Origin of the sequence: Rhizobium sp. C104 (genome assembly GCF_022354505.1) — a bacterium.
GTDB classification, from domain to species: Bacteria; Pseudomonadota; Alphaproteobacteria; order Rhizobiales; family Rhizobiaceae; genus Rhizobium; species Rhizobium redzepovicii.
Window position 1 is genome coordinate 811,150 of the sequence record NZ_CP092348.1, and the last position, 17,368, is coordinate 828,517.

Annotated in this window: 14 protein-coding genes and 2 pseudogenes; 11 read left to right on the forward strand and 5 right to left on the reverse strand. The window is 62.4% G+C overall.

The genetic code is table 11. From position 1 onward, the window contains the following. The first annotated feature begins 5 nt into the window (after positions 1-5). A complete protein-coding gene (locus MF410_RS05095) occupies positions 6-644 on the forward strand; it encodes a PQQ-binding-like beta-propeller repeat protein (RefSeq protein WP_097626023.1) in 639 nt (212 codons plus the stop codon). Between the two features lie 202 nt (positions 645-846). Continuing rightward, the gene (locus tag MF410_RS05100; protein ID WP_239620232.1) at positions 847-1,761 is read left to right on the forward strand and encodes an esterase; all 915 of its coding nucleotides are present in this window, start codon (positions 847-849) and stop codon (positions 1,759-1,761) included. 263 nt (positions 1,762-2,024) lie between these two features. Here MF410_RS05100 and MF410_RS05105 read toward each other — a convergent pair whose 3' ends face one another. Further along, complete coding sequence (locus tag MF410_RS05105) at positions 2,025-2,558, reverse strand: GNAT family N-acetyltransferase (protein ID WP_239620234.1); 534 nt, start codon at positions 2,556-2,558, stop codon at positions 2,025-2,027. 82 nt (positions 2,559-2,640) lie between these two features. Between MF410_RS05105 and MF410_RS05110 the strand changes: the two genes are divergently transcribed. Together MF410_RS05110 and MF410_RS05115 are read left to right on the forward strand one after the other, a co-directional pair. After that, positions 2,641-4,377 (forward strand): ATP-binding protein, encoded by a 1,737-nt coding sequence (locus tag MF410_RS05110; RefSeq protein WP_239620237.1) that lies wholly within the window; start codon positions 2,641-2,643, stop codon positions 4,375-4,377. Positions 4,378-4,387: 10 nt separating this feature from the next. Further along, entirely contained in the window at positions 4,388-4,789 is a 402-nt protein-coding gene (locus MF410_RS05115; RefSeq protein WP_003593640.1) for a response regulator, read from the forward strand. Positions 4,790-4,998: 209 nt separating this feature from the next. On the opposite strand, the gene MF410_RS05120 is transcribed toward MF410_RS05115, so the two are convergent. After that, entirely contained in the window at positions 4,999-6,423 is a 1,425-nt protein-coding gene (locus tag MF410_RS05120) for a PLP-dependent aminotransferase family protein (protein WP_239620240.1), read from the reverse strand. Positions 6,424-6,514: 91 nt separating this feature from the next. Between MF410_RS05120 and MF410_RS05125 the strand changes: the two are divergent. Next, positions 6,515-7,376 (forward strand): annotated as a pseudogene (locus tag MF410_RS05125) (DMT family transporter). A gap of 53 nt (positions 7,377-7,429) precedes the next feature. On the opposite strand, the gene MF410_RS05130 reads toward MF410_RS05125, so the two are convergent. Continuing rightward, on the reverse strand, positions 7,430-7,765 hold the full coding sequence (locus MF410_RS05130) for an antibiotic biosynthesis monooxygenase (protein ID WP_097626018.1): 336 nt from the start codon (positions 7,763-7,765) through the stop codon (positions 7,430-7,432). Positions 7,766-8,064: 299 nt separating this feature from the next. On the opposite strand from MF410_RS05130, the gene MF410_RS05135 reads away from it, so the two are divergent. Next, on the forward strand, positions 8,065-8,514 hold the full coding sequence (locus MF410_RS05135) for a DUF4168 domain-containing protein (protein WP_003593648.1): 450 nt from the start codon (positions 8,065-8,067) through the stop codon (positions 8,512-8,514). A 77-nt stretch (positions 8,515-8,591) separates the two neighbouring features. On the opposite strand, the gene MF410_RS05140 is transcribed toward MF410_RS05135, so the two are convergent. Together MF410_RS05140 and MF410_RS05145 are read right to left on the reverse strand one after the other, a co-directional pair. Next, on the reverse strand, positions 8,592-8,978 hold the full coding sequence (locus MF410_RS05140; protein ID WP_183855275.1) for a cupin domain-containing protein: 387 nt from the start codon (positions 8,976-8,978) through the stop codon (positions 8,592-8,594). A gap of 217 nt (positions 8,979-9,195) precedes the next feature. Next, the gene (locus MF410_RS05145) at positions 9,196-10,410 is read right to left on the reverse strand and encodes an ROK family protein (RefSeq protein ID WP_239620242.1); all 1,215 of its coding nucleotides are present in this window, start codon (positions 10,408-10,410) and stop codon (positions 9,196-9,198) included. Positions 10,411-10,604: 194 nt separating this feature from the next. On the opposite strand from MF410_RS05145, the gene MF410_RS05150 reads away from it, so the two are divergent. The 5 genes and pseudogenes from MF410_RS05150 (at position 10,605) to MF410_RS05170 (ending at position 17,284) form a co-directional block, all read left to right on the forward strand. Continuing rightward, the gene (locus MF410_RS05150) at positions 10,605-11,879 is read left to right on the forward strand and encodes an ABC transporter substrate-binding protein (protein WP_239620245.1); all 1,275 of its coding nucleotides are present in this window, start codon (positions 10,605-10,607) and stop codon (positions 11,877-11,879) included. A 341-nt stretch (positions 11,880-12,220) separates the two neighbouring features. Next, the gene (locus tag MF410_RS05155; protein WP_097626014.1) at positions 12,221-13,105 is read left to right on the forward strand and encodes a sugar ABC transporter permease; all 885 of its coding nucleotides are present in this window, start codon (positions 12,221-12,223) and stop codon (positions 13,103-13,105) included. Further along, a complete protein-coding gene (locus MF410_RS05160) occupies positions 13,105-13,956 on the forward strand; it encodes a carbohydrate ABC transporter permease (protein WP_097626013.1) in 852 nt (283 codons plus the stop codon). The genes MF410_RS05155 and MF410_RS05160 overlap by 1 nt, the downstream gene beginning before the upstream one ends. A gap of 37 nt (positions 13,957-13,993) precedes the next feature. Further along, complete coding sequence (ugpC, locus tag MF410_RS05165) at positions 13,994-15,139, forward strand: sn-glycerol-3-phosphate ABC transporter ATP-binding protein UgpC (protein WP_097626012.1); 1,146 nt, start codon at positions 13,994-13,996, stop codon at positions 15,137-15,139. 13 nt (positions 15,140-15,152) lie between these two features. Beyond that, positions 15,153-17,284: pseudogene (locus MF410_RS05170) on the forward strand (beta-galactosidase). The last annotated feature ends 84 nt before the right edge of the window (positions 17,285-17,368 follow it).

A 17,368-nucleotide genomic window follows, 5' to 3' on the forward strand; every position in this document is an offset into this window, starting at 1 on the left:
AAGAGATGAAAAAATCAGCTGCGAATATCCTGCGTGAATATGGGCCTTTTCCCGGCGCTGAGCGCGTCAACGGCGTCACGTTCGACGGCCAGCACGTCTGGTTTGCCTCGGGCGACAGACTGAACGCGCTCGATCCCGCAAGCGGCGAGGTGGTGCGCTCCATCGAGGTCGCGTCGCATGCGGGGACGGCTTTCGACGGAGAGTTTCTCTACCAGATCGCCGAGGACGTCATTCACAAGATCGACCCGAAGACCGGCCATATCCTTTCCACCATCCCGGCACCCGGCAATGGCGGCGATTCCGGCCTCGCCTGGGCCGAGGGCACGCTCTGGGTCGGCCAGCATCGCGGCCGCAGGATCCATCAGATCGATCCGGAAACCGGCAAAATCCTCCGCACCATCGAATCCAACCGCGTCGTCACCGGCGTGACCTGGGTCGACGGCCAGCTCTGGCACGGCACCTGGGAGGGCGACGACAGCGACGTCAGGCGCATCAATCCGGAAACCGGAGAGGTGCTCGAGCGGCTGGACATGCCCGAAGGCGCCGGCGTCTCCGGCCTCGAATCCGACGGCGGCGACTGCTTCTTCTGTGGAGGCGGCGGCAGCGGCAAGATCCGCGCCATCAGCCGGCCGAAAGGGAAATAGATGCGGCCGATGCGGCATAACTCTCCCCAAGCGATAGTTAGCGCGCCTAGAAATCGGCTCCAAAATCGTCGGCATCCAGGTCTAGTTGTCAGAATTTCGATCGGGTGAGCGATTGATTTCCTGACCTGACGATCTAGTTTGGCGGCAGTGTCGAGGCTTCGGTATCGGCCTGGACGCAAAGCTGGCGTGACCGGGGAAGACTTTGAAATTTCTGCGCACGACGCTCGGGCCCAAGAGCAAATCCGAACTTGGGATGATCCTGCCGCACGAGCACGTCTTCGTCGACCTCAGGACACCCGACCAGCCCGGTTATGCCGACGCAGAAACCGAAGACGTTGTTCGGCTGATGGCGCCTGAAATCGAGCGCATCAAGAAGCTCGGGGTGACGGCACTGGTCGAATGCTCAACGGGCGGCGTTGGACGCCGTGCGGATATCGATCTTGCCGTGTCAATTGCGACGGATTTTCCGATCGTCGTTCCCACCGGCAATTACCGTGAACCCTGGATTCCCGAATGGGTCCGCCATGCGTCCGAGCAGGAGCTGGAGGCGTGGATGCTGCGCGAGCTGACGGAGCAGATCGACGAGATCGGGTTCCAGGCCGGCTGGATCAAGCTCAGCGCCGGTGATGACGGCATGACGGCGCTCGAGACGAAAATCCTGCGGGCAGCGGCGCGCGCCGCTGCCCAGACGGACGCCGTCATCGGCAGTCATACGATCAGGGGACGGGTCGTCATGGATCAGCTCGATGTCATCGAGGCGGAAGGCTATCGGGCCGATAGGTTCATCTCGATTCACACGCAGGAAGAAAAAGACTTCGCCTATAATCTTGCCGTTGCCGAGCGAGGTGCGTGGATCGAGTATGACCATGTCGGCCGGGCCGGGGACGACGAAGTGGCCGAGCTGGTGATCAGGGCGCTGGAGGCTGGTTGCGGCGACCGCCTGTTGTTGAGCCATGACCGGGGCTGGTACGATCCGGCGCTGCCGATGGGCGGGACACCCAAGCCCTACACCCATCTTTCCATGGTCCTGCTGCCCGAGCTAAGACGGCGAGGCGTGGACGACGGGACGCTGATGCGCCTGACCCACGATAATCCGTTCGAGGCTTTCGCCCGATAGGAGCAGGCCGGGCGAAAGAACCCTGACGGCGAGCTGGGCGTCCTAAACAGTGCCCACGGCTTGTTCGAAATCTCTTTAGCCGATTTGCGCACATCTATAAAAGCCCGATCGTTAGAACGACGAAAGTGTTCGTGCCTGCCGCCAGGTTCGCGATTCACTCGACCAGAAGCCTTTTCGCTGGCCCCTAAGGATGGGTTTCTGAGCGCTGCGCCGATCCAATCGATTACCGCGCTATTGTCCAAAAACGCTGACGATACTCCGATTTATGCCGGCCCATCCTCATCGAACAAGAGCGCCATGCCGATCGCATGGATGAACCGGCCGTCGATACGCGCGGCGCGCCGGATTATCCCCTCGCGCACGAACCCCATTTTTTTATAGAGGGCGATCGCCCGGCGATTGTCCTGGTAAACATCGAGTTCGACCCTGAGAAAGCCGGCCTCCTGGGCGGCTCTCAACGTGGTCTCGATGAGCTTTCGTCCGAGACCCTGGCTGCGATAGGCGGGAAGAATCCCCATTCCGAGCTTGCCGCGATGGGCGTGCGACGGGAAGAAATGCCGGTCGATGTCGCACCAGCCGACGACCTCGTCTTGCGCGATAGCCACGAATTGCGGATTGCCTTTTGCAATCATGCCCATCACGAAGGCGCGCGTATCCGGCAGCGGCGTCGCCTCAAGCATGGACAGGTATTTTTTCTCCCGCGCGACGACGTCGAGCGCGCGATGAAAGCTGTCGATGTGCGCGGCAGCAATCGGTTCGATCCTGATGTCTGACGTTTCCGACGCGGCGGCGTCCATGCGCTTCTCCTTCGAATGTCGCGAATGCCTTCGGAGACATGTCGGGGTGCAGGGGAGCGCATAATTCACGGTCCGTCAACCTTTGCGTGTCAATTTCTCGGCAGCGGACGCCGTCAAAAGGTTGCAGATATTGAAGGTCAGGCTAACATCCCACATTACATTCGTCTTGGTGACACTTGCGGCGGCTGTGTTGCTGTGCGGATTTGCGTGGCTCGCCGCCATAAAGGTCGATGATCTCTCGCTGCGCCGGCAGGCCGACTTTGTCCGGCAGGGACTGGAGGAGCAGATCGCGGCGCTTCCCCGGGAACAGGAAAGCGTTGCCAAATGGGACGACGCCTTCCTTTATGCCAAGCAGCGGAACCATGAATGGCTGCTCGACAATATCGGCCGGTGGACCAGCCAGTATTTCGGGCATGACCGGACCTATATCTTCGACGATACCAATCGCCTGATGTTTGCATTCCGCGACGGCGCGGATGCCATGCCGCCGCGGTTTGGCAGCGACGACGGCCGAGAAATGACCGCGCTTGCCGGAGAGATGCGCGCGGTTCTCGTCGAGCAGGCGGCAAAGCCCGGCACCAAACCGCTTGGTCAGCTGGCGACGGTTCGCACGATCATGATCGGCAATCGGCCGGCGATCGCAAGCGCGCGGCCCATTCTGCCGAGCTCGGCCAGAATGCAGATCGAGGCGGGCCAGGAGTTCATCGCCGTCTCGGTCAAGTTCATCGATGGAAAAGCCGCTGAAAGCATCGCCCATTATGCGCGCCTCGAAGGCTTGCATTTCGCGCCGAAAAGCAATGACGAACGGGCCCAAGTGCCGGTCTTGTCCCATGACGGCGGCACGATCGGTTATCTCGTATGGCCACCGATCCTGCCCGGATTCATGCTCTTTCAACAGATCGCGCCGGCTGGGCTTGGCTGCCTGGCGCTGCTGATCGCTGTCGTCTTCTGGCTCGGACGCGGTCTGCATCGGACCTCGCTGACCCTGCTGGACAGCCAGGCTGAGCTCACCCACCACCGCAACCATCTGGAAGAAATGGTGGCCGATCGAACGGCCGAGATCGAACGGCAGAGGGAGGAGCTGGACCGGCTGCTGGTGCACGAACGCCAGGTGAATGCGCTCCAGCGCCAGTTCGTCGCCATGGCGTCGCACGAGTTTCGCACGCCGCTCGCAATCATCGACGCCGCGGCTCAGCGGCTCTGCCGCTCGACCACCAATGTCAGCGGTGATTACGTTCACGAAAAAGCCGGCGTGATCCGCAGCGCGGTGGTGCGCATGGTCGATCTGATGGAGAGTATCCTCGCCAGTGGCCGGCTCGAAACCGGACAGATTACATTGAAGCGGAGCGAGGGCGATCTGAAAGCCTTGCTCGTCACCTGCTGCGACAGACAGCGCCACCTCAGCCGCTCGCATCTGTTCCATCTCGATCTCGAGCCGATACCCGAGGGTTTGACATTCGACCGCAGCGCGATGGAGCAGGTCTTCACCAACCTGATTTCGAACGCCGTCAAATATTCGCCCAATGCACCTGATATCTATGTTCGCGCCCGGGTTGATGAAAAGACGCTGGAGATCGCCATCGCCGACAGCGGCATCGGCATGGATGCGGATGATCTGCCGAAGCTGTTTCAGCCCTATTACCGCGCCCGCAGCGCGACGGGCATTGCCGGAACCGGCATCGGGCTCAACGTTGTCAAGCAGGTCGTCGAACTGCATGGCGGCACCGTCGAGGTGACGAGCAAGCTCGGCAAGGGCACAACATTTATCATTCGTCTGCCAATAGGGTCTCTATTGTCGGATCAACACGTCGCAGCTTAGGGAAAAGCTTATGGTTACAGTCCTGTGCATAGAAGATGAAGTCGAGATCCGGAACCTCCTCGTCGAGGAGTTGACCGAAGCCGGCTACAGGACGCTCGAGGCCTCAAACGGCGCCGAAGGGCTCGAAATGATCCTGTCGAAATGGCCCGACATCGTCATCAGCGATATTTCCATGCCGGTCATGGACGGGCACCAGCTTCTCGCCGAAATTCAGATCAACCACCCCGAGCTCTCCAACATCCCCTTCATCCTGCTGACAGCGCTGACCGACCGCGAAAACACGCTTGCGGGCCTTCGCGCCGGGGCGGCGGACTACCTGACGAAGCCGCTCGACTTCGACTTGCTGCTCGCCAAGCTCGAAGGCTGCGTGACGCGGCTGGAGAACGACAAGGCGGTCAATCGGTCGTTTTGAGGTATGGTTTGGGCGACGATGAAGGGCGTGCCGCGCGGCCCTGGACCGGCATCGACTAGCGCCTAACCTCTCCTCCGTCACTCCTGTGCTTGTCACAGGAATCCAAGCCACGGCGCGTCTGCGCCGTGTGACAAGCGCAGGAATGACGGAGGAGAGGTTGGTGCAAGGTGACCGCGGATGCCGCAAGCCGTTGCCCGCAGCGTCTCGGCTCAATCCCGGCCTGACGTCCCCTGCCTCCCCAACACCTCCCCCAGCACCTCGAACACGCGCGCATTGAGCATCTGCGACACATTGAACCGCATGAAATTCGTCGCCGATTGCGACAGGCTGAAGGCGTTGCCGGGGGCCAGCACGATCTTCTTTTCCAAGGCGGCGCGTGCCACATCAGCCGCATCGATGCCGTCGGGCAGGCGGCACCAAAGGAACATGCCGGCCTGGGGCTCCAGCCACGGTGTTATCCCCAAAGCCTTCAGCTTGGCAGAGACCTCGCTCATCGCCCGGGAGAGCCGCTGTCGCAGCATTTCCGTATGTTTGCGATAGCTGCCGTCGCTCAAGACGTTCAGCACCAGTTCGGCCGTCAGCCGCCCGCCGCCGAAGGAGGTGGCGATCTTGAGATCGGTCAGGCCGTCGATCCATTCCGGTTTGGCGGCGACGAAGCCGCAGCGGGCCGAGGCCGACAAAGTCTTCGAAAAGCTGCCGATGTGAATGACCCGATCGAGCCCGTCGAAGGCGGCAAGGCGAGGTGCCGGCGTATATTCGAAATCGGCAAAGATATCGTCCTCGATGATGGTGAGGTCGAACTGGTCGGCGAGTTTCAGAAGCCGATGAGCCGTCACCGGGGAAAGCGCTGCGCCCGTCGGATTGTGGATGGCTGAGTTGGTGATGTAGAGCCGCGGCCGGTGTTCGGCGACGACTTGTGCAAACAGATCGATATCGGGACCGGACGGCGTGTAGGGCACACCAACGATCTTTGCCCGATGGGCGCGCAGCAGCGCATGAAAATTGAAATAGCAGGGGTCGTCGACCAGCACTGTGTCGCCGGGTTCCAGCAGGAAGCGGCAGAGCAGATCGATTGCCTGCGTGCCGGAATCGGCGAGCATGATCTGGTCGGGGGAGGCTTCGATGCCGCGTTCGCCCATACGCCGCGAAATCAGCTGGCGCAGCGGCGGCAGGCCGAGTGGCGAGCCGTACTCGGCAAGCGCCGGCCCGTCGGCGCGGGCAAGAGTCCTCAGCCCGCGGCGCATGCCTTCCGCCGGCAGCCAGGCGGGCGGCAGCCAGCCGCAGCCGGGCTTCAGGTCGGTTTCATCTGCCTCCAGCGATTGCCGGGATATCCAGAACGGATCGACGGCGCGGTCGAGCTTCGGCCCGGTCTCGGCGAGCGCAAAGGGGGCTGCCTGGTTGGCGACGTAGAATCCCGAGCCCGGCCGCGCCAGGATCGCCCCTTCGGCGACGAGACGCTCATAGGCATCCACCACAGTCGAAGTTGACAGCTTCAATGTCGCGGCCAGACCTCGGACGGAAGGCAATCTTGCGCCGGGCGTCAGGCTGCGGCCGGCAATGCGCTGCCTGATCGTTGAGACGACCATCTCCACCCGTGTGCGTCCTTCGTTCATCCGTACTGCTTTCTGAACCATAACAGTTTCGCGAAATCGTATCAGACCGTCACTGTCCTGACCATCTATCTTGGCCGATAAGGGGACCAGCAAAGAAGGAGTGCGACGCATCATGGACCGCATGGCATCGGGATGGATCAATGGTTTCATCGGAGTGGTGATCTTCAGCGGATCGCTGCCGGCGACCCGCGTGGCGGTGATGCAGTTCGATCCGGTCTTCCTCACCGTTGCGCGCGCGGCGATCGCCGGCATTCTCGCCCTCGGCCTGCTGATCGCTTTCCGGGAGAAGCGGCCAAGCGGGCGCGACATTCTCTCTTGCCGTCGTCGCGCTCGGTGTCGTGGTCGGTTTCCCCCTGCTGACGGCGCTGGCGCTGCAGCACGTCACATCAGCCCATTCCATCGTCTTCATCGGCCTGCTGCCGCTCTCGACGGCAATCTTTGGCGTGATCCGCGGCGGCGAGCGGCCGAAGCCGGCCTTCTGGCTGTTCTCCGTTCTCGGCAGCGCGCTGGTGGCGGGCTTCGCATTGATGCAGGGCCTGACGGCATCACCGATCGGTGACCTTTTGATGCTGGCGGCAATCCTCGTCTGCGGCCTCGGTTATGCCGAAGGCGGCCGGCTTTCGCGCACGCTCGGCGGCTGGCAGGTGATTTCCTGGGCGCTGGTTCTGTCGCTGCCGGTGATGGCCGCCGTGGCGTTCCTCTACCGGCCGGTGAGTTTCGCGGCGATAGAAACGCCGGCGCTGATCGGCCTTGCCTATGTCTCGCTGTTCTCCATGCTGATCGGCTTCATCTTCTGGTATCGCGGCCTGTCGCAGGGCGGCATCGCCGCCGTCGGCCAGTTGCAGCTGCTGCAGCCGTTCTTCGGCCTGACGCTCGCCGCCACGCTGCTGCACGAGTCTGTGACGTGGAGCATGCTGGCTGTGACGGTTGCCGTTATTCTATGCGTCGCCGGCGCAAAGAGGTTTGCTCGGTAGGAAAGGATCCATTGACGGACGGGTCCGTCGCCGCGCTTTTTCACCAAGCCTCCTCACGCCTCTTCAATGTTGAAGCCATAGGCTCGCTCGACGAGCCCAACGCGAATCTCATAGCGGCTGTACCAATCTGAGCGTCCACGATTTTGCGCCTCGATATGGTCGACGACTGATTTCCAGGCTCGAATGCTGTCCTCGTCCTTCCAATAGGAGATGAGTATACCAAAACCGTCTGCGCCGCGGACGCTTTCGAAGCCGAGATATCCGGGTTGCAGTTTTGCAAGTTCCGTCATCGCATACCCCATCTCGCCATAACCATCGTCGACTTTGGTTCGCTGAGAGGAAAAACTGACCATGTAATAGGGCGGCTCAGGTAAAGCGGCGATGGGCATTTGGGCTCCTCCGTTTGGCGTAGTGCAGGACCATACGATTGCCGCAGAGCCTGCACAACTCCGCCTCTTACTGCGTCGAGAATGCCACCCTCAGGCGATACGTACGCCATCGGCATCGGCGCGGTGGGGCCGGTCGGCGTCACAAAGCCGCCGTTCAATCGTCAGCAAATGGCCCCGTTACCGCCGCACCGTGCCCTCTTCAGGGCTCCATGTTCGCGACCTCGCCGGCCATTCAGCGGCTGGCGATCGACCGAGGCGGCTTGCTGCCAATCAAATCATGCACGTGAAAAGGAACGAATATGATCACTCGTTACACATCCCTGGCAATGATGACCGCGGCTGTCTTCAGCCTGCTTGCTTTCAGCCCGGCATCCGCTGCGGAGATGGCCCAGGCGCAAGCCCAGCCGCCGGCACAGGGCCAGGCGCCGATGCAGGGCCAGAGCGGCGGTACGGCGGCGCCCGCGGCCGTCAGCGATCAGAAGCTCGAGGCCTTTGCCGTTGCCTATCTGCAGGTCGACAAGGTCAGGCAGGAATATTCGGCCAAGATCGGCGCGACGAAGGACGAGGCCGGCAAGCAAAAGCTGCAGGCAGAAGCCAAGAAACAGATGGTCGATACCGTCGAAGCCTCCAAAGATATCTCCGTCGAGGAATATTCCTCGATCCTGACGGCCGCCCAGAGCGACCCGGCGCTGGCCAAGAAGGTTCTGGAAAAGATCGGCACCCCGCCGCCGGCGCAGCCGCAGCAATAGCCTCACTCAAACGCAGGGGCGGGCCAAGAGTCCGGGCGGCGAGCGCTTCCGGCGCCCGCCGCATTCCTGACGCAGGCTCACTTGGCAGGCACGACCAGCGGCTCTCCCTTGTGCACGATATAGGTCGCCAGCTCCGACGCCTTGCCGCTGCCGACGTTCTTGGCCGAGTGCACCACGCCGGAGGGAATGAACAGGGACTGGCCGGCCTTGAGCGTCACTGGCTCCCGGCCTTCGAGCCGGTATTCCAGCGTGCCGTCGACAACGAAGGCGATCTCTTCGCCGGGATGAGAATGATTGGGGGCGAGAACGCCGGGGGCGAAATCGACGCGTACCTGAACGGCCTCATGGCCGGGCACGTCGATGTCGCTCCGGACGAGATCGGTGCGCTGCAGCGGCTGGTCCGCATGCGCTGTCGTGGCAGCGCCGAGAACAAGGGCGAGGGCCATAGCCTGGATCGTTTTCATCGTGTCATCCTTCCTGAATTGACCTTTCCGGCTCATCGGCCGCAATCGCATTTCAGCCGATGATTGAACCTGAGATGTGTCGGGAATCCTGCCTTTTTGTAAGCGAGTGTATCTAGGCCGCGGTGGCTGCTCGGGTTGGATGTATCCTCTGTCGTGCCGTGCAAGCCCGCCTTGCACGGAATGAGTTATCCGGCAAATCCGGCCTATCTCGCGCGTCTCAAGCCGCCGACGTCGAGCCTCTGACATTCCCCAGAGTCGCAATATCCGTCACCCCGCCCGACGATTCGAAGTCGAAGATCTTCTGGGTGACCAGTGCGGCAGCACCCCGGGCCCAGGAATTGTCTTCCCAGTCGGGCAAAAGCGGCGGAGCGGTGCGGAAGGTTCGGGCGGCGAGGGCTTCGCGCAGTGGTGTCAGGAAGGGATCGCCGAGGGAGACGGCTTCGCCGCCGGCGACGATGACTTCGGGGTCGGTGATGTTGACGAGATTGGCAAGGGCGGTGCCGATGCCGCGGCCGGAATCGGCGACGAGGGCGAGGGCGGTGGCGTCGCCTGATAACAGTGCCTCGCAGAGTTGGGGCAAGCCCAGTTCCTCGCCGCGGCCGGTTGCTTCCCGCCAGCGGCGTAGCATCGACAGTTCCGAGTGATAGGCCATCAGACAGCCGCGTTTGCCGCATTCGCAGAGCCGGCCGCCTTCCTCGAAGAGCGTGTGGCCGAACTTGCCGGCGGCACCATTGGCGCCGCGATAGAGCTTGCCGTCAATGACGAGTGCGCAGCTGATGCCGACGCCGACGGCGAGCACCGCCATGTTGCGGTGCTGGCGGCCAAGCCCGAAGAGCTGCTGGGCGATGGCATAGGCGTTGGTGTCGTCCTCCAGCCAGACCGGCACGTGAACGCGGGCCGCGACCAGCGCGGCCAGCGGAACGTTGTTCCAGCCGAAGCGGTAGCTGCGCACGCAGGCCGTCTGCTCGTGGTTGATGACGCCGGGCATGGAAATGCCGATACCGGCAAGCTTGGCGTCGGGCCGGCCGGCGAGCTTGACCAGTTCCGGGACGGTCGCCGCCAGCAGGTCGGCGACTTTATCGGGGTCGTGGCCGGCAAGGCTGACCCGCATGGCGGCGACCGGGTTGGTAGCGAGGTCCGTCGCCACGCACTCGACCGAATCCACCATCAGCTTGAAGCCGACGGCAAGCGCGTGTTCGTAGTTGATATCGACCGGGATCGGCCGGCGGCCGGTGAGGCCGGGCACGGTCTTGCCTTCGAGGACGATGCCTTCCTCCAGCAGGTCGGTGACGACGAAGGTGACGGCGGCCGGGCTCAAGCCGATGACGGCGGCGATGTCGGCGCGGCTCCTCGGCCCTTCGCGCCGGAGAAGGTTGAGAATGAGGCGTCGGTTCATGGCTCTCGCCGTGGTCTGGTCGCCTTTTAACTTCACGATGCATTCCTTAATTTTGTAAATTAATTATTGCGGGCCGAAAAGATCTATGCATAAGTTCGCCCGCCGATCAACTCAGCCAAGCGGATTATCGCTGGAATTGCGGGTGGATCGCGGTGTTGAAGCCTGGTCGGACCGTTTCATGGAGGAGGCGGCGGTCGGGAGATGTCGATCCATCAACTGGGAGGAATTCAATGACATTTTTGAAGCAATTTCCGTCAACCACCCGCAGGCGCTTCCTGAAGGGCGCGGGCCTGGTGTCCGCCGCGGCTGTCACCGGCGGCTTCCCGATCCCGGCGATCGCCCAGGCGCAGGAGGTCACGATGATCTCCGCCGAAAACAATGGCGAAGCGCTCGGCGCGCTGAAGGCGATCGCCGCGGGCTTCAGCAAGGAAGCCGGCGTCAATGTCGTCATCAACAATATGGATCACGAGGCCCACAAGACGGCGATCCGCAACTATCTCGTCGCCGGCGCGCCGGATGTCTGCTCCTGGTTTTCCGGCAACCGCATGCGCGCCTTCGTCAAGCGCGGCCTGTTCGACGATATTTCCGATCTCTTCGAGAAGGAAAAGTACAAGGATGTGTTGGGGGCGACGGCCGGCGCCGTCACCGAAGACGGCAAGCAGTACGGCCTTCCCACCGGCGGCACGCTCTGGGGTATGTTCTACCGCAAGGACGTGTTCGAAGAGCATAGATTGACCGTGCCGAAAACGGCCGAGGACTTCATGGCCTATGGCGACAAGTGCAAGGCGGCCGGCATCACCCCGGTTGCGATCGGCACCAAGGAATTGTGGCCGGCGGCCGGCTGGTTCGACCAGATGAACCTGCGCATCAACGGTCTCGACAAGCACATGGCGCTGATGAATGGCGAAATGAGCTATCTTGATCCGTCGCTGACCGCTGTCTTCGACCAGTGGGAAGCGATGATTGCGAAGGGTTTCTTCACCCCGAACCATACCTCGTTCGGCTGGCAGGAGGCGGCAGCCCTTCTGGCGCAGAAGAAGGCGGGCATGATGAACCTCGGCGCCTTCCTGCGCTCGGCCTTCACCGCCGAGGATCTGCCGCAGCTCGGCTACGCGACCTTCCCGGTGCTCGACGCCAAGGTCGGCCATTTCGAGGAGTTCTCGGTCAATTCGATCCATATTCCCGCCAAGGCTAAGAATAAGCAGGGCGCGCGCGACTTCCTCGCCTATTTCTACAGACCGGAGAACCTGGCGGCCTATCTGGAGCCCGGCGGCAACGTGCCGCCGCGCAACGACCTGCCTCAGAGCAAGGATCCGCTCGTCAATATCGCTGTGGAGACGATGAAGACGGTGCAGGGCACCTCGCAATATTACGACCGCGACAGCGACCCCGACATGGCCCAGGCCGGCCTCGTCGGCTTCCAGGAGTTCATGGCCAAGCCCGACCGGCGCAAGGCGATCCTCACGCGCCTCGAGGGCACGCGCAAGCGGATCTATAAGATCTGAGCTTGCAACCGGTTTGGTGACAGACTGCGCTCTTACTCAACGTCATTCCTCGGCCTCGTGCCGAGGATCTGCTGCCCTATCGATCGTTGCAGGTGCTCGGGACAACCCGAGCCTGACGAAGGGGGAGTTGGCAGGCTTTGCCAGCAAACCGAGGGCGTCGCTCTACTCCCGGCGACGCCCTCCTCCACTCGACGTCATCCTCGGCCTTGTGCCGAGGATCTGCTGCGCATCGACGTGTGCAGATGCTCGGGACAAGCCCGAGCATGACGAAAGAGGGGTTGGCGGGCTTTGCCGGCGGCTCGAGCGGAAAGACCTCGCACCTCTAACAGGAGGCTCCTGACATGCAGACATTATGGCGCCGCCAGCGTTGGTGGCTTACCCCGACTTTGCTCATCGCACCAGCGATCGTGCTGTTTTCGACCGTCATCCTGCTGTCGGCCGTCCGCAGCGTCTGGATCAGTTTGCACGACTGGGACGGCTTCGGCCCGATGGTGTGGATCGGCTTCGGCAATTACGTCGAGCTCTACAACGATCCGCAATTCTACGTGTCGCTGAAGAACAATCTGATCTGGCTCGTCATGTTCATGGCCGCCCCGCCGATCGGGCTTGCCATCGCGCTGCTGGTCAACCAGAAAATCCGCGGCATGCGCTTCCTGAAGTCGCTGTTCTTCATTCCGCTGGTGCTCGCCTCGGTGACCGTCGGCGTCGTCTTCACCTGGGTCTATACGCCGGAGTTCGGCCTTCTCGCGCTGATCTTCCGGGCCTTCGGGGCGGTCGCGCCGGCGGTTCTGTCCGACGAGCATTTCGTCACCTTCGCCATTGTCATCGCCGCTCTCTGGCCGCAGGTCACCTTCTGCATGGTGCTCTATCTCGCCGGTCTCAACAATTTGAGCGAAGAGCTGATCGGCGCCGGCCGCGTGGACGGGGCGAGGGGCTGGAACATGCTGCGCCACATCGTGCTGCCGCAGCTGACCCAGGTCACTTTCATCGCCATTGCCGTCACCGTCGTCGGCGCCCTGCGCTCCTTCGACATGGTGTCGGTGATGACCTCAGGCGGGCCGTTCGGCTCGTCCTCGGTGCTTGCCTACCAGATGTACGAGCAGTCGATCTTTTCCTACCGCTTCGGCTACGGCGCGGCGATCGCCTCCGTGCTCTTCGTGATCATGGCCGTCTTCATCGCCTGGTATCTCAGTCACATCATCCGCAGCGAAGAGAGGGGAGGCTGATGTATCCTCGTCCCATTCCGGAAGCCGCCGTCTGGCAGCGCCGCCTCTATGTGCTTGCCGTCGTCATCGTGCTGCTGCTCTGGCTCTGCCCGCTGTTTGCAATCATCCTCACCTCGTTCCGCTCGACCGAGGATGTCATGGGCGGCAATCTGTGGGGATGGCCGACCGGCATCGGTGTCATCGATAATTACACCGCCGTCTTCACCCAGACGCCGATGGCGCGCTACTTCCTCAACAGCCTGATCATCACCATTCCCTCGGTGATCGGCGTGCTGGCGCTCTCGACGCTCGCCGGCTACGTGCTATCGCGCTACCGCTTTCCCGGCAATATGTTGATCTTCGCGCTGTTCGTCGGCGGCAATTTCCTGCCGCATCAGATCATGATGATCCCGGTGCGCGACCTGATGGTCCGCCTCGACCTGATCGACACCACGGCGGCGCTGATCATCTTCCATGTCGCCTTCCAGACCGGGTTCGCGACGCTGTTCATGCGCAATTTCATCGCCGCCCTGCCGGACGAACTCTTTCAGGCGGCCCGCGCCGAAGGGGCGTCGCCCTTCCAGACGCTCATCCATGTGGCGATCCCGCTGGTGCGGCCGGCACTGGCGGCGCTTGCCATCCTGATCTTCACCTTCATCTGGAACGACTATTTCTGGGCGGTGGTGCTGACCGTCAGCGACAGCGTCAAGCCGGTCACCGCAGGCCTTGCCAATCTGCGCGGCGAATGGGTCTCGGCCTGGAACCTGATTTCCGCGGGCACCATCGTCGTCGCCGTGCCGCCGGTGGTGATGTTCTTCCTAATGCAGCGCCACTTCATCGCCGGCCTGACCATGGGGGCGGTGAAGGGATGAGCGTGCGTTTTCCATTTCAACAAGAGAGGGCCAGGACATGACCAGTCTCGAACTCCGTGAGATCAACAAGAATTACGGCAGCTATCATGCGCTGCGCGGCATCGATCTTTCCGTGGCGCAAGGCGAGTTCATCGTCATGGTCGGGCCGTCGGGCTGCGGCAAGTCCACGCTTTTGAAATCGATCGCCGGCCTGGAGGAGATTTCCTCCGGCCAGATCCTGATCAATGGCCGCGACGTCAGCAAGCAGGAACCGGGTGATCGCGGCATCGCCATGGTCTTCCAGTCCTATGCGCTCTATCCGCATATGACGGTGGCGGAGAATATGGGCTTCGGCCTGCGCATGGCCAAGCGCCCGAAGGCCGAGATCGACGTGGCCGTTGCACGCGCCGCCAAGATCTTGAGGATTACCGATCAGCTCGACAAGCGCCCGAAGCAGCTTTCCGGTGGCCAGCGGCAGCGTGTGGCGATCGGCCGGGCGATCACCCGCTCGCCCGAGGTCTTCCTGTTCGACGAGCCGCTGTCGAACCTCGATGCGGCGCTCCGCACCCAGATGCGCGTCGAATTGAGCAGCCTGCATGCCGAACTCGGCGCCACCATGGTCTACGTCACCCACGACCAGGTGGAGGCGATGACCATGGCAAGCCGCATCGTCGTGCTGAACCAGGGGATCATCGAGCAGGTCGGCTCGCCGTTGGAGCTTTACCGCAACCCCGACAATCTTTTTGTCGCCGGCTTCCTCGGCGCGCCGCGCATGAATTTCCTCGGCGTCACCGTCGACGACGTGTCGGGCCGCAATATCACCGTTTCGGCACCCGGCCTCGTGCCGGTGACAGTGGAGCTGGCGCAGCCGTCGGCGCTTGGAAAAGGCGCCAGCCTGACGCTCGGCGTTCGTCCGGAGACGATATCGATCGTCACCGATGCCAGCCAGGGCGGGGCGATCGAAGGCGATGTCCGGCTGGTCGAGCATCTCGGCCGCGAAACCATTCTCTATGTCGACGCCGGCAATATGCGAACCATCGCCTCGGAGAGCGGCACCGGCCACATCACCGTGCAGCTCAGCTACGTCGCGCCCTTCGCCGCTGAGCAGAAGGTGGCGCTGAAGCTCGATGCCAGCGAGCTCTATCTCTTTTCATCCGAAGGCGGCCGCGCGATCAGCGCCCGCAAGACCATTCTCGACAGATAAGGAAAGACCCACCGTGTCCGACAAGACCCTCTCCGTATGGAACCCCGTCAAGACCGACCGCTTCCTCGTCGGTGCGCCGCATTATCCCGAGCATGTCGATGAAAGCTATTGGGAGCGCGACGCCGAGCGCATGGCCAAAGCCGGCTTCAACGTGGTGCGCATGGCCGAATTCGCCTGGCATATTCTCGAGCCGAAGCTCGGTACTTTCGATTTCGATCTGTTCGACCGTGCCATATCACTGCTCGGGCGTTACGGCATCGATACGATCATGTGCACGCCGACGGCGACGCCGCCGCGCTGGCTGACCGCAGCCCACCCTGAAATTTTAAGGGTTGACGGCAAGGGCCGGCCGATGAGCCACGGCTCGCGCCAGCATTGCGACACGGCAAGCCCTGTGTTTCGCGAGCACAGCAAGCGCATCACCAAGGCAATGGCCGAGCACTATCGCGACAACCCGCATGTCGTGGGATGGCAGACCGATAACGAGCTCAACACCAGCATGCCGGAGAGCTTTTCCAAGGCGACGCTCAGCGAATTCCAGGCCTTCCTCGCCGACAAATACGGCGAGATCGCCAAGCTCAACCGGGCCTGGGGCGGCGATTTCTGGGCGACGGCCTATGACGGTTTCGACCAGGTGGTGCTGCCGATCGAGTTCGGTCCGACCTTCCCGAGCCCCGGCCATCTGCAGGATTACCACCGCTTCCTCGCCTTCTCCACAGCGCGCTTCCAGCACGATCAGGTGGAAATCCTCAGAGCCGTCAAACCCTCCTGGTTCGTCTTCCACAATCTCGGGGGCTTGAGGGATATCGATTTCCGCGGGCAGTTCAGCAAGGATCTCGATTTCGTCGGCTACGACATCTATCCGATGCTCTATGACGAGTTCCAGCGGCTCGGCAACCACGCCAAGGTGCAGGCGCTGCACCTCGATATCTGCCGCGGCTTCTCCGGCAATTACATCGTTCCCGAGCAGCAATCGGGTTTCGGCAGCCAGCCGGGCTTCTGCACGCTGACGCCGGAGCCGGGCGAGTTGCGCCGCATGGCGCTCTCCTCGGTCGCCCACGGGGCTGACGGCTTGATGTTCTTCCGCTGGCGCCCGGCCCATTTCGGCGCCGAGATCTACTGGATGGGCATCATCGATCATGACGATATCGGCCGCCACCGCTATGAGGAGGCCAAGCGCTTCGCGACCGAGATGATCGCGCTGCAGCCGAAGATCCTCGGCACCTATGTGCGCATGGATGTCGGCATCGCCGGCTCCGATTTCGACAATCAGGAAGCCCACAAGACCTATCCGATCGGCCTGCCGAGCCCGCAGGACGACGCGATCCTGATGCATCAATATTGCTACGATCGCGGCATCGCCTGCGGTTTCATTCATCCCGAAGACGATCTTTCCAGGCTGAAACTTTTCTATGTCCCGCATTGGGTGATGTGGAAGGATGAATGGACGGCCAAGCTCGAAGCCTTCGCAGCCTCAGGCGGCACCGTCGTCATCGGCGCCCGCACCGGCACCCGCGACGAAGACAACCACGTCATCCGGCAAACCGCGCCGGGCACCGCGCTGTCTAAACTCACCGGCGTACGCGTCGAAGATTTCGGCCGTCTTACCGCCCCCGGCGCCAACGGCCTGTTCGACGTGATGGAGCGCTCCGGCGGTCTCGTCATCCCGCCGAACAAACCGGCCGAATCCCAGCGCCGCCAACGCCGCTTCAAGATCGGCAACCGCGAAATCACCGCCGGCCACTTCTATGAAAACCTCACCGTCGATAGCGACGTCGAAGTGATCGCCGCCTGGTCGAACCGCTATGCCGAGGGCTGGGCAATGGCGACCGCCCGCAAGGTCGGCAAGGGGCAGGTGGTCTATCTCGGCACCTATCTCACGCCTGAGTTGACCGAAGCGCTGACCGAACGCCTCTTCCCCCAGGCAGGCATCGAACCGCTGGTCGGCGGCCTGCCCGAAGGCGTGGAGGTGACGATGCGGATGAATGACGAGCGGCGGCTGCTGTTTGTGCAGAACTATACGGACCAGCCGGCGACGATCGGCGGCGTGCCGGCCGGGCGAGATCTGCTGGATGGGGGAAGGCGGTGAAGGGGAGGCTGGAGCTTGAGGGGTATGGCTGTGCGATTGTGGAGTTGGAGGGGTGAGGCGAGGGCGCATAGAACGGTGATAATGGAGGGTGTGCCGTGTGGCCCCCTGATCCGACCCTGCGGGCCACCTTCTCCCCGCTG

What these genes read in the sequence shown, in the direction of transcription:
- MF410_RS05155 (WP_097626014.1), top strand. Translation starts at nt 12,221, where the DNA reads ATGCAGACATTATGGCGCCGCCAGCGTTGGTGGCTTACCCCGACTTTG.
- MF410_RS05130 (WP_097626018.1), bottom strand. Translation starts at nt 7,765, where the DNA reads ATGCCCATCGCCGCTTTACCTGAGCCGCCCTATTACATGGTCAGTTTT.
- MF410_RS05150 (WP_239620245.1), top strand. Translation starts at nt 10,605, where the DNA reads ATGACATTTTTGAAGCAATTTCCGTCAACCACCCGCAGGCGCTTCCTG.
- MF410_RS05120 (WP_239620240.1), bottom strand. Translation starts at nt 6,423, where the DNA reads ATGGTTCAGAAAGCAGTACGGATGAACGAAGGACGCACACGGGTGGAG.
- MF410_RS05160 (WP_097626013.1), top strand. Translation starts at nt 13,105, where the DNA reads ATGTATCCTCGTCCCATTCCGGAAGCCGCCGTCTGGCAGCGCCGCCTC.
- MF410_RS05105 (WP_239620234.1), bottom strand. Translation starts at nt 2,558, where the DNA reads ATGGACGCCGCCGCGTCGGAAACGTCAGACATCAGGATCGAACCGATT.
- ugpC (WP_097626012.1), top strand. Translation starts at nt 13,994, where the DNA reads ATGACCAGTCTCGAACTCCGTGAGATCAACAAGAATTACGGCAGCTAT.
- MF410_RS05140 (WP_183855275.1), bottom strand. Translation starts at nt 8,978, where the DNA reads ATGAAAACGATCCAGGCTATGGCCCTCGCCCTTGTTCTCGGCGCTGCC.
- MF410_RS05135 (WP_003593648.1), top strand. Translation starts at nt 8,065, where the DNA reads ATGATCACTCGTTACACATCCCTGGCAATGATGACCGCGGCTGTCTTC.
- MF410_RS05095 (WP_097626023.1), top strand. Translation starts at nt 6, where the DNA reads ATGAAAAAATCAGCTGCGAATATCCTGCGTGAATATGGGCCTTTTCCC.
- MF410_RS05115 (WP_003593640.1), top strand. Translation starts at nt 4,388, where the DNA reads ATGGTTACAGTCCTGTGCATAGAAGATGAAGTCGAGATCCGGAACCTC.